The sequence below is a fragment of the Streptomyces sp. NPDC058773 genome, from assembly GCF_042746015.1.
Taxonomy (GTDB): Bacteria; Actinomycetota; Actinomycetes; order Streptomycetales; family Streptomycetaceae; genus Streptomyces.
In genome coordinates this window covers 178,958-194,504 of the sequence record NZ_JBHYPE010000010.1, presented here as the reverse complement: position 1 = coordinate 194,504, position 15,547 = coordinate 178,958, and the positions used below count along the sequence as shown (strand labels likewise).

The window sequence follows — 15,547 nt, the reverse complement described above, 5'->3', positions numbered from 1 at the left end:
GCGCTACGGAGGCGCCCCGCAGGAAACGACAAGATCCGTAGAGCTGTCGCCCGACCCGGTGCCCTGGGGTTTGCCGGAACGCCGTCCGCGGAGCCCGCCTCCGACGGTCCGAAACTGGCCTGAACTGCACGTTTCCGTGAGGCCTCTTTTCGTGACGTCTCGTTCGGGCGTGGCACCCACCGGCGATATCCAGCCGAGTGCTTTGGACCCCGCCCAGGGGCGTTCCCGCCACGGCAAAATGGCTGATGATGACTGCCACCACCGCCGAACTGGCGGGTGAACCGCACGGGTTCAGCCCCTTCACCCATCTCACCGTGCAGAACACCGCGCTCTACCGCCAGGTGATGCGGGCGTTCGTCGTGGCAAAGCAACACTTCGCCGTGCATTTGCGGCCCGAGGACGTGCATGCCGCGCTGCCCGGAGAGGTGCGGCCCGGCGATCTCGACGGGGTCGTCAAAGCGCTGGACAAGCTGGTCGAGTGGGGGAATCTGCGGGCCGACCCCGACACGGGCCGGGTCACCGCCGTCGAGGACTTCTACCGCAAACGGTTCATCTACCAGCTCACCCAAGCCGGGGAGGCCGCCGAGGAGGCTCTTGCCGTTTACGACGAGGCGCTCGGACGGCGCGGCGCCCTCCAGGCCATCGCCCTGCACGACATCGTCACGCAGCTGCGGGCCCTCCTCGTACTCACCGCCGACGAGCAGCCCGATCCCGGCAAAACACATCTCGCTCTGGACACTCTCGCGAGCCGGTTCGCCGCTCTCGCCGACAATGCGCGCGCATTCATGGGCTCGTTGCAGCGCACCATCGACCTCCACGAGGTGGAGGAAGCCGTTTTCCTCGCCTACAAAGATCGCCTCATTCAGTATCTGGAGCGCTTCATCCAGGACCTGATCACCCTCGGCGGGCGCATCGCCCAGCTGATCCTGGAGCTGGAGGAATCGGGCAGGATCGAGGTCCTGCTCAGGGCTGCCGCCGGGCGGGAGGCAGCTGATGCCGCGCCCGAAGAGACGGAAGGCGCCGTGCAGGAGGCGTATGCGCACTGGGCCGGGCGCTGGGACGGGCTCGCGGCGTGGTTTCTCACCCGGAACGGACGGGAGTCGCAAGCCAGACTGCTGCGTGGGCGGGCTCTGGGAGCGATCCCGCAGATGCTGGCCGTCGTCCGCGCCCTGGGGGAGCGCCGGGCCGGTCGGTCCGACCGTTCCGCCGACTTCCGCACGCTCGCCCGCTGGTTCGCCGAGACCTCCGACGATGCGTCACGGCACCGGTTGTGGCGGGCGGCATTCGGGCTGCATTCCGCCCGTCACCTCACCATCGATGCGGACACCCTGGCCGCCCGCGTCGCCACGCCGGTTCCTGCCGCCACTCCTTGGTCCGCCGCCGAACCGCTCCGCATCAGCCCGCAACTGCGCCGCACCGGAAGCTACGAGCGGCGGGGCAAGCCCCGCAAGGTCGAGGACCGTCGGGAGCGGCGTCGCCACCTCGCCGAGGTGGCGGCCAAGCAGGCTGCCGAGACCGCCGCGGCCCGGTCCCGGCTCGTCACGGACGGAACGGTCCGGCTGTCTGCACTCGGCGAGCTCGACCCCGCGTCCTTCGGGCTTTTCCTCCAATTGCTCGGCGACGCACTGGCCACCTGGCGGCCCGGCATGCGGCACACCATGGTCACCAGCAACGACGGCTCCATGGAGATCCGGCTCAGTGCACTGACCGACGGCTCGACGGCGGAGATCCAGACGCCGTCCGGCACGTTCCGCGGGCCCGATCACCTCATCGAGATCGTCGACCTGACCGACAGCCCGACGCACGGAGCGAGCGACCGATGACCACGCCCCTGGCCGAGGTGCTCGACGGACAGCACGCCGCTGAGCTCCGCAAGGCCGCCCGCGCCCTGCTGAAACGGCCCCTCCTCCTCTCCCACGGCCGGTATGCGGAGGAATTCCGGCTGGTGCGACGGCACGCCGCCGAACTCCGCGAGTGGTTCGACCGCAACACCGGCTGGCCGCTCCACGTGGACGCCGAGACCGCCCGGCTGCGCAAGATCCCCGGTGTCCTCGACGACGCCACGCACCCCGCCTGCGAGGCGACCCGCGCCGCCACCCCCTTCACCCGCCGCCGCTACGTCCTGCTCTGCCTGGCCCTGGCAGCCCTGGAGCGCGGCGAGTCGCAGATCGCTCTGGGCCGTCTCGCCGACCAGGTCGTCCTCGACGCCACCGATCCCCGGCTCGTCGCGGCGGGTATCCAGTTCACCCTGGACCGCCGCGACGAGCGCCTCGACCTCGCCGCGGTCGTACGGCTCCTGCTCAGCCTCGGTGTACTGCGCCGGGTCGCCGGAGACGAGGATGCGTACGTCAACGGAGCCGGCGATGTGCTCTACGACGTCGAGCGTCGAGTGCTGGCAGGACTGCTCGCGACGCGTCGTGGGCCGTCCACCGTGCATGCCGAAAGCCTTGACTACCGACTGGCGCAGCTCGTCGCCGAAACCGCCCTCGACAGTGACGAGCTGCGCTTTCGCGCGATGCGGCAGACACTCACCCGCAGACTCCTGGACGATCCGGTGCTCTACTACGACGAGCTGAGCGACGCCGAACTCAGCTACCTCACCCGGCAGCGGGGGTTCCTCACCACCCGCGTGGCCGACCTGACCGGCCTGGTTCCCGAGATCCGGGCCGAGGGCATCGCCATGGTCGACGCCGACGACGACCTCACCGACGTCCGGATGCCCGAGCAGGGCACCCAGGGTCACATCACGTTGCTGCTCGCGGAGTACCTGGCCAGGGCGGGCGGACCGGTCACAGCTGACCGGCTCGCCCAGCGGGTACGGGAACTCGCCGCCGAGCACGGTGGATTCTGGGCCAAGTCGGCGCGGGACGCGGGCACGGAAACCGAGCTCGTCGAGCAGGCCGTCGCCCGGCTCGCCGCCCTCGGTCTGGTCTCCCGCACCGCCGACGGGGCCGCACCCCGACCCGCTCTGGCCCGCTACGCGGTCGGCGAACCGGTCGTACACGAACCCGGCACCGTACGCATGCCGACACAACGAAAGGCCGGTCAGGCGTGACCACCGCACTCCCCGAACCCCTCCGCACCCGCTGGCAGCCGCTGCGGATCGGGCTCGTCGATCTCTTCCACTACGACGTGGAGGAATTCCACTTCCGCGACGGACGTCTGCTGCTGCGCGGCAACAACGGCACCGGCAAGTCCAAGGTGCTCGCGCTCACCCTGCCCTTCCTGCTCGACGCCGACCTGACCCCGCGACGGGTCGAACCGGACGGCGACCCCGGGAAGCGGATGGAGTGGAATCTCCTGCTCGGCGGCGAGCACCCGCACACCGAGCGCCTCGGCTACACCTGGATCGAGTTCGGCAGACTCGACCCGACCAGCGGAGAGAGGCATTTCTGCACACTGCTGTGCGGACTGAAGGCGGTGAGCGGGCGCGGTATCGCCCGGCACTGGTACGCGGTCACTCCTCAGCGCGTCCACCACGGCCCCGACACACCCGCAGAGGGGGCCCTCAGCCTGGTCGACGCCACGGGCACGGCGCTCTCCCGGGACCGTCTCGTCGAAGCCGTCGGCGGCCACGGCATGGTGTACGACCAGGCCAGGGCCTACCGCCGAGCCGTGGACGAGGCGCTCTTCGGGCTCGGCGAGCAGCGGTACGGCGCCCTGGTCGACCTGCTCGTTCAGCTGCGCCAGCCCCAGTTGTCCAAGCGCCCCAACGAGGGAGCCCTCTCCCGCGCGCTTACCGAGGCCCTGCCACCGGTGGACCAGGCCGTCATCGCCGACGTGGCCGAGGCGTTCCGCTCGCTGGACGAGGAGAAGGCCGAACTGGCGGCCGCCTCCGCCGCCGAGCGTGCCGCTGCCGGCTTCCTGGAGCACTACCGGCGCTACGCCCGTATCGCCACCCGCCGGCGCGCCCGCCTGCCCCGGGTCGAGCACTCCCGCTACGAGCACCGCCAACGAGACCTCGCCGAGGCACAGGCCCAGTTGGCCAGGGCCGAGGAGGAGCGGCAGACCGCGGCGGAGCTGACCGGCGTGCTGGAGGAACAGCAGGACAGGCTGCGCGCACAGGACGCCGCCCTGCGCGAAGGGCCCGAGATGCGCAGCGCCAAGGATCTCGACCAGGCGCACCAGGAGGCGGACCGCACGGCGCAGGCCGCAGCGCGTGCGCGCAGTGACCGGGACCAGGCGCTGCGACTGCACACCAAGGGCCTGGAGCGGCTCGGTGCCGCCGAGAACCGTCTGCGAGCGGCTGAGCACCACGCCAAGGACACCTACCGGCAGGCGGGCGAGGCGGCCGCCGCCGCGAGGGTTGTCCTGCCCGGGGACGACGAGCTCACCGCCAGTGAGCTGCGCGGCCTTGTCGAACAGTCCGTGGAGCGGGGCCGACGTGCTCTCACTCATATGGAGGGCCTGGCTCTGGCCGCCGCTCGCACCGCGGAGGAACGGCGCAAGCAAGCCTTCCGGCTCGATGAGGCCGATGCCGACCGGGCGGCGGCGGCAGCTGAGCTGGACCTGGCCGAGGAGGACGTGGCGCAGGCCGGCCGGGCTTTGCTCGACGAGGTCCGTACCCGCGCCCGTAACTGGACCGAACTGGCTTACCCGGATGAGACCGGACTGCTGGACGAGCTCCAGGAGTGGGTGGGTCGTCTCGACGGTGCCTACCCGGCGCGGACCGAGGCCGCGCGCGCTCACAGCGTCGCAGCCGCGCACCTGGCCGAGCAGGCCGCCGAGGCCGCCCGGCACCGGACCGAACTCGCCGAGCAGACCGAGAGGCTGCGGCAAGAGCTGGCCGGGCTGGAGGCCGGGGGGCGGCGTCCGCCGCAGCCGCCGCACACCCGCACCCCCGGTCTGCGGGAGCGGCTGACCGGCGCCCCCTTGTGGAGACTGGTGGACTTCCAGGACGGACTCCCTGACGGGGAACGCGCCGGACTTGAGGCGGCCTTGGAGGCGTCCGGGCTGCTGGACGCCTGGGTACTCCCCGAGGGTGTCCTGCTCGCGGCCGACAGCCATGAGGTGCTGCTCACTCCTGCCTCGGGCCCCGTACGGGGAGTGTCACTCGCGGGGCTGCTGCGGCCGGCCGTGGACCGTGGGGACGCCGGGGCCGCAGCAGTTGGCGAGGGCACGGTGGCCCGGTTGCTCGCCGCGATCGGCGCGGGGCAGGCCGGTTCGGTGGCCGATGAGCCGGGCGGTGAAGCCGGAACGTGGGCGGCGGTGGACGGGCGCTTCCGGGTGGGTGCGGTCACCGGCCGGTGGGCCAAGGCCACCGCCGAGTACATCGGCGAAGGTGCGCGGGAAGCCGCCCGGCGGTCGCGTATCGCAGCGATCGGTGCCGAACTCGACGTGCTTCAGCAGGAGTCGGTGGCCGTCGCGGATCGGGCGGCCACCGTGGCCGCCCGCCGTAGGGTCCTTGACGCTGAGGCGGCAGACGTACCCGACGAAGGTGCCCTTGCCCGGGCGCATGCACGCGTGGCGGCCGCCGGCGAGTCCCTGCACCGGATCAGCATCCGGCGCGAGGAGCGGGTCGCCGCCCTCCTGGAGGCTTCTGAACAGAGCGAGTTGGACGCGGCTGACCTCGCTCGGACGGCCGAGGATCTGGGGCTGCCCGCCGCTCAGGAGGAGCTGGCCGTGGTGCGTGACGCGCTCGGCTCCCTCGCCGAGGTGCTGGCCGCCCTCTGGCCGGCGTTGCGTGAGCGCGGCGAGGCAGCCGGCCAGGCGGAGGACGAACGGACCGAGGCCGGACATGCCGCCGAGCGAGCCGCGGAGCTCACGGCACGTGTGAAGGAGGCGGAGAGCGAGGCGGCAGCCGCCGATGAACGCTGCACCACCCTGCGCGCCACGGTCGGCGCCGCCGTCGCCGAACTCCAGCACCTGCTGGCGCAGACCGCGGAGGCGTTGCGCACCTGCGAGAGCGACCAGCGACTCAGCCGTAAGCGCCACGCCGAAGCCGATCGGGCTGCCGGTAAGGCCGAAGGCCGTATCGAGCAGTTGCACGACGGGCTCAGGGAAGCGGCCGAGGCGCGCACGGAGGCCATCGCCGCCCTCCAGCGGTTCACGGAGACCGGTCTGATGGCCGTCGCTCTGCCGGACGTCCAGGTGCCCGCCGCAGACGGCGAGGCATGGGCGGCCACCCCGGCCATCGCGCTGGCCCGCGCCATCGACGCGGGCCTGTCCGCCACCGACGACTCCGACAGTGCCTGGGAGCGGGGGCAGCGCCGGCTCAGCGAGGAACTCAAGACCCTCCAGGACACGCTGTCCCGGCACGGGCACAGCGCCTCCGCCCGGATGGTGGAGGACGGGATGGTCGTCGACATCGTGTACCAGGGCCGTGAACGCGCCGTACCGGAACTGGCCGATGCGCTGGCCGTCGAGGTCGGCGAACTCGCCCGCATCCTGTCCGCACGGGAGCGGGAGATTCTGGAGACCCACCTGGTCACCGAGGTCGCGGGCACGCTCCAGGAGCTGATCGGCGCGGCCGAACGGCAGGTACGGGACATGAACGTCGAGCTGGAGGAGCGGCCGACCTCCACCGGCATGCGGCTGAGGCTGGTGTGGCGGGCATCCCGCAAGGCTCCGGCGGGGCTCGCTCAGGCCAGGGACCGGTTGCGCCGGTCGGCCGACGTCTGGACCGCCGAAGACCGTGCGGCCGTGGGGGAGTTCCTCCAGGAGCAGATCGCGCGCCAGCACAGCGACGATGCGTTGGGCAGCTGGCTGGAGCACCTCACCGCCGCACTCGACTACCGGTCCTGGCACGAGTTCGGGGTCGAGCGACACCAGCAGGGCCGTTGGGTTCCGGCCACGGGCCCGGCGTCCGGCGGCGAGCGGGTGCTGGCCGTCTCCGTACCGCTGTTCGCCGCCGCGTCCTCCCACTACGCGAGCGCGGGCAGCCCTTACGCGCCGCGCCTGGTCACGCTCGACGAGGCGTTCGCGGGAGTGGACGACGACTCGCGCGCCAAGTGCCTGGGGCTGCTGCACGCCTTCGACCTCGACGTCGTGATGACCAGCGAACGCGAGTGGGCCTGCTACCCCCAGGTGCCCGGCATCGCCATCGCCCAGTTGTCGCGGATCGACGAGGTCGCGGCGGTGCTCGTCACCCGCTGGGAGTGGGACGGCGCCCGGAGGCTGCGCGGCCCGGAGCCGGGGCGGCCCGAGTACCACCAGATCCCCCGGCCCGGCGCCGAACCGCCTGCCGGAGCGGAGCCGCTGTGGAACTGACACCTGACATGGCTGGGACAGCCGACGACGTACGGCTGCGCCGGTTGCTGGGCGACCCCGGACTCGACTGGCTGGTCGACCGTGCACGCCGGCGCCTGGAACGCGAGCAGCCGCTCACTGGAGCGGTTTCGCTGAGCGCGCCGACCGTAGAGCAACGAGAAGCCGCCGAACGGCTGTTGGGGCGGGCTCCGGGCAGTGGACGGTCCCTGTCCGTGCGGCTCGACGCGGTGGACGACCTTCTGCGCCGCTCCGGCATCAGCCCCGCGGGGCTGGCCGCGGCCGTGGTCGCGCTCACCGGTCCGGTCAGGCTCCTCGGCCCGGCTCGCGCCGAGGAACAGCGGGCATGGCAGGAGGCGTACCTCCCGGCGGAGGCTCTGGCGGAGGAGGTCCCCGTTCTCCAGGGCTGGGTCGACCGGCTCCGGAGCGACGGGCTGGTCCGCCGCCTCGCCCCCACCCCCGCCGCGGCGGCCGACCTGCTCGGCCGGGCCGCGACCGCCCTGCGCGCTCTCCCCGCGGAACCGCCGGTGTCGCTGCCCACCTTCTCGTCCCGACTACTGGGCAGCGCACACGCATTGGATGACGGAACCCCGCTGTGCACCCTCACGCTCTCCGGCGTCCGGGTCCTGACCGGCTTTCCGGACGGCAGCGGCGCGCAGTGGCGGCGCGAGGCGTGGGCTTCGGCGGGACTGCTGCGTGACGAGCTCTCCTCGACCGTACTCACCCTCAATCTGCGGGGTACGCCGGCCCTGGACCGGATGGCCGAGGAGGGCGAGCCTGCCGTATTGACCCTGCGGCAGCTGATCCGGCACCCTCCTGCCTCAGCACCGCCGGCGGTCCGGATCTGCGAGAACCCGGCTGTGCTCGCCGCTGCCGCCGACACGTACGGCGCGGCTTCCGCACCCCTGGTCTGCCTCCAGGGGCAGCCGTCCGCCGCCGCCCTCACCCTCCTGCACCACCTCCACACACACGGCACCGGCTTGCGCTACCACGGGGACTTCGACTGGGGAGGCTTGCGCATCGCTGCCGCCCTGCTGCGCCGCGTCCCCTGGAGCCCCTGGCGCTACACCGTCGCCCACTACCGTGCCGCGGTGCGCGCGCTGCCCGCCGGCCCGCCGCTCACCGGGGCACGGGCCGACGCCCCGTGGGACCCGGACCTGGCGGGCGCGCTGGCGGACTCAGGCGTGCGGGTGGAGGAGGAAGCGGTCCTGGACGACCTTTTGTCCGACCTCGGATGAGGCAGGGGGCCGCCATTGCCGGAGACAGACCCTCCCGCCGTCACCGCCGTACCCGTCCCGGGCCGCCCGCCCCTGAGAGGAAATTCCATGCAGGCCAAAGAGACTGTTTTCGCCGATCTGATGCAGGGCCGCACCCAGCAGTTCCAGGTCCCGCTCTACCAGCGCACGTACTCCTGGTCGGAGAAGCAGCTCGCTCAGCTGTGGAACGACATCCTCGAACAGGCCGAACTCCTGGACTCCGGTGCGCCGGCGAGCACGCACTTCCTCGGCTCCGTCGTGCTCGCGCCCTCCCCGCAGAACGAAGCGACGTTTCCCCGCTGGCTCGTCGTTGACGGCCAGCAGAGGCTGACCACGCTGTCCCTGGCGCTGGTGGCGATTCGGGACCACATCGCCGAAGGGCAGCCGGACGAGGCCGAGCGCATCGACGAGGAATACCTCATCAACAAGCGCAAGCACGGCGACGAGTACTTCCGGCTGCTGCCCACGCAGGCGGACCGGCCGCAGTTCGCCGCCCACCTCCGCAGCCTCCCCGCGGAGCAGACCGCGGGGGACCGGGTCGCCTCCGCCTACCGGTTCTTCCGGCGCAAGCTGGTCGAGGCCGAGGATGCGGCGAGTACCCGGGACATCCTGCGCATTGAGCAGGCGATCACATCGCGTCTCACGCTGGTCGTGGTGAGTGCTGAGCGCGGTGACAACGTGCACCGCATCTTCGAGTCCCTCAACAACACGGGGCTGAAACTCAGCCAGGCGGATCTGCTGCGCAACTACCTGTTCATGCGCCTGCCGACCCGCGGCGAGTGGGTCTACGAGACCTACTGGCTGCCCTTGCAGGCGAGCCTCACCAACGACGAGCTCGAACAATTGATGTGGCTGCAGCTGGTGCTCGACGGAGACGACCGGGTCCGCCGGCAGGACCTGTACGCCGCCCAGCAGAAGCGCTTCGAGAACGGGGAGACGGGAGAGGCGGCGCGGACCGAGGCGGAGATCGAGGACTACATCAAGGAGCTGCACCGTCGCAGCGCACACTTTCGGAAGATGATCCACCCGGCGGAGGAGAGCGCTCCGGTGGTCCGCGGGCATCTGCGCAGGCTGCACGACTGGCAGGCCGTGGTGACCTACCCCGCGCTGATGCTGCTGCTCGACCGGCGGGCGCGCGGCGAGCTGGACGACGACGAGACCGCGCGCGCCCTGTCGTACATCGAGAGCTTCCTGGTACGCAGGACGCTCTGCCGAGTGGCCACGAACAACCTGAACCGGATCTTTCAAGCCGTGCCCGCCCAGCTCCCGCGCGACATGCCGGTGCCCGACGGCCTGCGTCAGCTGTTCTCCGCCGACAACCGCCAGTGGCCGGGCGACGAGGAACTGCGCGAGAAGATCCGGTCCGCGCCCTTCTACCAGTACGGCCGGCCGAACCAGCGCAAGCTCGTCCTCCAGCGGCTGGAAGAGAGCTATGAGCATCCCGAGCCGGTGGACTTCGACGCGGCGCAGCTCACCATCGAGCACGTGCTGCCGCAGTCGCCCGGCGACGCGTGGATGCAGATGCTGAAGGGCGACACCGACGAGGGCGAGAGCCCGGAAGACCTCCACTCCCGTCTGCAGCACACCCTCGGCAACCTGACGCTGACCGGCGTGAACGCGGAGCTCTCGAACCATCCCTTCGAGCGCAAGCAGGGGTTGCTGCAGGGCAGCCACCTGGAGATGAACCGGCGCATCGCCGCCACCGAACGCTGGGGTTCCGCGGAGATCCTGGCCCGCGCCGACGATCTCGCCGACCGGGCGGTCCGGCTGTGGCCCGCCCCGCTGCGCGGCGTGGGACGCGCGGAGCGCAGCCGTGACTGGAGCCTTGTCCACCAGGTGCTCGCCGCGCTTCCGCACGGCACCTGGACGTCGTACGGAGACCTGGCCGCGTTCGTCGGGTCCGGTGCCCAAGCCGTGGGAAACCACCTCGCCAAGACCGACGGAGTGGTCAACGCGTACCGGGTGCTCAACGCCGACGGCAAGGTGGCCGACGGATTCCGGTGGACTGGGCAGGACCGCGGTGATGTACGCGCCCAGCTGCACGCCGATGGCATCCGCTTCACGGCCATGGGCGCCGCAGATCCGGCCCAGCGCCTCACCAGCGGCGACCTCGCCCTCCTCGTCGTCGACGCCGAAGAGGAGGATGAGGCCGCCGGCGCAGGGGAGGCGGCACGGGAAGGCACGGAGCAGCCGGGTGTGGAGACGCGCGCCGCGAGGTTCCTCCGTCAGCTGGCGGCGGACGACACCCCCACCACCGTTGCTGCCGTGCGGGAGCTGATCGCCGGCTGGGAGCGGCTCGGGGGCTGGACGGGGCATGGTGCCGGCGAGACCATGACCAGCGCGTTCCTGATGCTCGGGAGCGCGGGCGGGCCGGGCCGGGGCATCTGGCCCATGGTCCTCTACCCGGGCAGCGGGCGAGGGGGCACCGCCGAGGTCGTGTTCCAGCACCTGGCGCGGCGCGAGCCCTTCACGGAGCGCTCGCTGCGCGCCGAACTGCTGGACAGGCTGAACGAGCTGGAGGGTGTTTCCCTGCCGCAGGGAAAGCTGGAACTGCGTCCCGGTTTCCGGCTCTCCGTGCTGGATGACGAGCGCAACCGGGAGATCCTCCTGCGGACGCTGGGCTGGTTCAAGGACCGCTGGGAGGAGCGCGGAACGGTCTGACGCGAGGGGCCGTCGATACACTCCGGATGCGCACTCCGGGTGGCCGGGAACCCCTCAGGACACCGGGAGCCGATGCGCAGGCGACCGACAACAACACCACCACCGAACAGGGAAGGCCCGCACACCGTGGAGCCATTGAGGGACGACGACCCGCGGACCATCGGCGTGTACACACTCGTGTGCCGGCTCGGCGCCGGAGGCATGGGGCAGGTCTACCTCGGCGAGTCACCGGCCGGCCAGCTGGTCGCGGTGAAGGTGATCAAGCCGTCGGTGCTCGACGAGGACAGCAGGGCCCGGTTCCTGCTCGAAGTGGACAGCCTCAAGACGGTCTACGGGCCGTTCATCGCGTCCTTCGTGGCCGCGGACGCCCATGCGGAACGCCCCTGGCTGGCCGTGGAGTTCGTGCACGGCCCGGACCTCCATGCCCACGTCGCCGAGCACGGGCCGCTGCCGCTCGTGGAGGCAGCGAGTCTCGGGGCGCTACTTGCCGAGGGCCTCGGGACCGTGCACGAGGCGGGGCTGCTGCACCGTGACCTCAAGCCGCAGAACATCCTGCTCGCCCCGGTCGGTCCCAAGGTGATCGACTTCGGCCTTGCGGTGCTCGCCGAGCGGCGGTCCACGCTGACCGCCACCGGAGTGGTGGTGGGTTCCGTGTTGTGCATGCCGCCGGAGCAGACCCAGGGCGAGCACCACCTCGCCCCGGCCGCGGACGTCTACGCCCTGGGCGCGGTCCTGTTGTACGCGGTCACCGGCCACTATCCCTATACCGGCACCAGCTGGCAGGCGATCGCCCGCCGGATCGAGGACCCGGCTGTCGCGCCGGACCTGAGCGGCGTGCCGGCCCAGTTGGAGCCGCTGCTCTCCTGGATGCTCGCCCTTGACGTCGCGGACCGGCCGACGCTGCTCCAGGTCACCGAGCAACTCGTCCAGGTCATGGCAGGTCAGGGGCTGACAGCCGCGCAAGCCAAGCGCCGGCTCGCGGCGCTCACTCCCGAGGCCGCCCTGCTGGAGTTCTTGCTGCCGCCCGAGCCCACGGAGCTGCCCGAGAGCCGGCACGGTTACACCCCGACCGTGGTGGACGTCGCCGCGCGCGAGGACGACGAGGCTCCGCCGCAGTCGGGGGATGTCTCACCGGTCAGCGACGGGGCTCCGGATACCGACGCGCCCTCGGATGAGCCCTCCGGGGAAGCTGCCCCCGCCGCTTCGGAAAAGTCCGGGGTGAGCGGTGCCGCCCGGCCGGGCGTCCGACTCTCCGCGCCGCTGCGGATCGCCGAGGAGCTACGGGTCGCGTACGCGAGCGACGCGCGCTTCTGAGGAACCGCCCGGCCTTCCTCCGGCGGACCACGATCCCGGGATTCCGGAGTGGCCCAGGTACTCCCCATGACAAAATTGGGGAGTACTTTCCGCGCCGTATTTCCCGGCCCGATCGACGGAGTGACCACGGGTGGCAGAGCAGGGGCAGACGCGGTTTCCGCCCGGGGCCCAGATCCTTGTCCGGGACGAAGAGTGGCTGGTCAGGGTCGCACACCGGACCGACCACGACGGAGACCAAATCGAAGCCATCGGCGTCTCGGAGTTCGTCCGGGACGAGGAGGCGGTGTTCTTCACCGGCATCGACACGGTCGAGCTCCTGGAGCCGGAGAAGACACGCCTGGTGTCCGATACCTCCTCCTACTTCCGGCGCGGGCGCCTCTTCCTCGAAGCGGTCCTGCGCAAGACGCCGCTGCCGCAGACGGAGCGCAGGCTCGCCCTGGCCGACCGCTTCCTCCTCGACCCGCTGCCCTATCAGCAACGTCCCGCGGAGCTCGCGCTGTCGATGCGCAACCTCCGCCCCCGCATCCTGATCGCCGACGTCGTCGGCCTCGGCAAGACGCTCGAAATCGGCCTCACCCTCGCCGAATTGATCCGCCGGGGCCGCGGTGAGCGGATTCTCGTCGTGACCCCGCAGAGCGTCCTGGAGCAGTTCCAGCACGAGCTGTGGACGCGGTTCTCGATTCCGCTGGTGCGGCTCGACTCGCTGGGCATCCAGCGCATCCAGCGGGAGATCCCCGCGGGCCGCAATCCGTTCACCCACTACAAGCGCGTCATCATCTCCGTCGACACGCTCAAGAACATCGGCCAGTACCGCCACCACCTGGAGCGCATCAAGTGGGACGCGGTCGTCATCGACGAGTCCCACAACCTCATCAACCAGGGCAGCCAGCGCCGTGCCCTGGCCGAGACGCTCACCCCGCAAACCGACGCCCTGCTCCTGGCCAGCGCGACTCCGCACAACGGCGACAAGCGCTCCTTCGCCGACCTGGTGTCACTGCTCGACCCGGCCGCCATCGTGGACCGCGATCACTACGACCCGGTCGGGGACCTCGGACACCTCTTCATCAGGCGTACGAAGATCAGTCCTGAGGTGCGCAACGGCATCGGTACGGAGTGGGCGGACCGTGGTCCCACCCGGTCCCTGCACTGCCCGGCCAACGAGGCCGAGGAGCGGATCTTCGCGGAGCTCAGTGAACACTGGCTGCCCACGCCGTCCGCCAGTACCGAGTTCGGCACGGCGGATCAGGAGGGGACCTCGGTGAGCACCGACCCGCTCTTCGCCTACAACGTCCTCAAGACGTTCCTCTCCTCCCACAAGGCCCTGGCGGAGCTGGTCAACCGCCGGGTCAATACGCTCGGCGAGCGGGTGCGGAAGGCGGCGACCGACGGAAAGCGGCCTGACCCGGCGATCGACGTCGAGCAGGCCGCCCTGGCCCGGCTGCGCGGCCTCGTCGACTCGATGGGGGACGGGAGCGCGCCAGGGGATTCCGCCAAACTGGACAAGCTCGTCGAGCAGCTGGAGGAGATCGGCGTCGGACCGCGCAGCGACACCCGCGCAGTGATCTTCTCCGAGCGGGTGGAGACCCTCAAATGGCTGGCCCAAAAGGTCCCGGCGCGCCTCGGCTTCACCGCCGACAAGAACGGCGACCACAAGGCCGTACGGCTCATGCACGGCGGCATCGTCGAGGAGCAACAGCGCGCGATCCGGGAGGAGTTCAGCCTCGCCGGCGCTCCGGTTCGGCTGCTGTTCGCCGGTGACCTCGCCTCCGAGGGCGTCAACCTGCACCGCCAGTGCCACCACCTGATCCACTACGACATCCCGTGGTCGCTGATCCGGATCGAACAGCGCAACGGACGCATCGACCGGTACGGACAGCGCCATGAGCCGCAGTTCCGGGCGCTCATCCTCACCTCCGGCCGGCCGGGCGCCAAGGACGACAGGACGGTCGCCGAGAAGCTCCTCGTCCGTGAGGAGGAGGCCCACAAGCTGAGCGGCACGGCCGAGGCGGAAACCGGCTATTACCGAGCCGACGAAGAAGAGCGGCGCCTCATCCGGGAGTTGATGGACGGCGGCACGGTCGAGGACTACCTCGCGGCCGCGCCCGCCGCGGACGACGCCGACCTGGCGGGGCTGTTCGGCCAGGTCGACACCCTCACCGAGGAGAAGCCGCCGGACCGGGCTGAAGTGCCCTCGCTGTTCGACGGCGACACGGCGGCCTTCGTCGACACGGCGCTCGCCGAGCTGTACGAGGACCGTGCCGAGGACGTCATCGGCCTGTCCCGTAGCCAGGACGCCAAGCAGCGCCCGTACCTCTCCCTCTCCCCGGAGAAGGCTCCCGACCTGCTGCGCCGTCTCAAGGCCCTGCCGCCGTCCTATCTCAAGGAGCAGGGGGTGGCCGAGCGCATGATCCTCTCCTTCGACCGCGGTCTCGCCCAGGACAAGCTGACCGAGGCCCGCGAGGCCACGGACACCATCTGGCCCACCGTCTCGTATCTGAGCGACATCCACCCGGTGGTGGAGTGGCTCACCGACAAGGTGCTGGTGCAGTTCGGGCGCCAGGAGGCGCCGGTGATCACCTCCCCGCATGTGGAGCACCCCACCTTCCTGATCCAGGGCATCTACTCCAACGCGCTCGGCCGCCCCACGGTCGTACGGTGGATGGCAGTCAGCGCCGACCCCGACGCCCCCGTGGGGGAGATGACCGAAGCGCTGCGCGCGGCGAAGGTCCGGCCCGACCTCGCCCGCACCGGCGAGCCGCGCGACCTCGAACACCTCCAGTCGCTGGTGCCCGCCGCGGTGGCGCGGGCCCGCGAGCACCTGGAGACGTCCAAGGACGACTGGGCGCGCCAGATCAGCGGCCCGCTCGCCGAGTACCGGGGGCGCCTGACGGACTGGCGCCAGGACTCCCTGGACTCGCTGTCCGGTGAGAGCACCCGGCGTAAGCGGCAGGTCGAGAAGACCGCGAGGGATCAGGCCGATCTCCTCGACCAGTTGAACACCACCGGGCTTCCCCTGCTGCGCGTGCTCGCCGTCCTGGACAAGCCCGCCCCGGACGCCGCTGCCGACGACCACACCCCCGACCACGCCTTCGACCCGGCGGAGAACTGAC

Annotated in this window: 7 protein-coding genes; all 7 read left to right on the top strand. The window is 71.2% G+C overall.

Going from position 1 to position 15,547, the window contains the following annotated elements:
• The first annotated feature begins 248 nt into the window (after positions 1-248).
• Entirely contained in the window at positions 249-1,823 is a 1,575-nt protein-coding gene (locus ACFW5B_RS12190; protein WP_386437238.1) for a TIGR02677 family protein, read from the top strand.
• Positions 1,820-3,055 (top strand): TIGR02678 family protein, encoded by a 1,236-nt coding sequence (locus ACFW5B_RS12185; protein WP_386437236.1) that lies wholly within the window; start codon positions 1,820-1,822, stop codon positions 3,053-3,055. The genes ACFW5B_RS12190 and ACFW5B_RS12185 overlap by 4 nt, the downstream gene beginning before the upstream one ends.
• The gene (locus ACFW5B_RS12180) at positions 3,052-7,209 is read left to right on the top strand and encodes a TIGR02680 family protein (protein WP_386437233.1); all 4,158 of its coding nucleotides are present in this window, start codon (positions 3,052-3,054) and stop codon (positions 7,207-7,209) included. The genes ACFW5B_RS12185 and ACFW5B_RS12180 overlap by 4 nt, the downstream gene beginning before the upstream one ends.
• An 8-nt stretch (positions 7,210-7,217) precedes the next feature.
• Complete coding sequence (locus tag ACFW5B_RS12175; RefSeq protein ID WP_386437231.1) at positions 7,218-8,444, top strand: TIGR02679 family protein; 1,227 nt, start codon at positions 7,218-7,220, stop codon at positions 8,442-8,444.
• A gap of 87 nt (positions 8,445-8,531) precedes the next feature.
• The gene (locus ACFW5B_RS12170; protein WP_386437228.1) at positions 8,532-11,123 is read left to right on the top strand and encodes a DUF262 domain-containing protein; all 2,592 of its coding nucleotides are present in this window, start codon (positions 8,532-8,534) and stop codon (positions 11,121-11,123) included.
• Between the two features lie 165 nt (positions 11,124-11,288).
• Entirely contained in the window at positions 11,289-12,437 is a 1,149-nt protein-coding gene (locus ACFW5B_RS12165) for a serine/threonine-protein kinase (protein ID WP_386437225.1), read from the top strand.
• 130 nt (positions 12,438-12,567) lie between these two features.
• Positions 12,568-15,546: an SNF2-related protein gene (locus tag ACFW5B_RS12160; protein ID WP_386437222.1), complete on the top strand. Its 2,979-nt coding sequence runs from the start codon at positions 12,568-12,570 to the stop codon at positions 15,544-15,546.
• Position 15,547 lies beyond the last annotated feature (1 nt).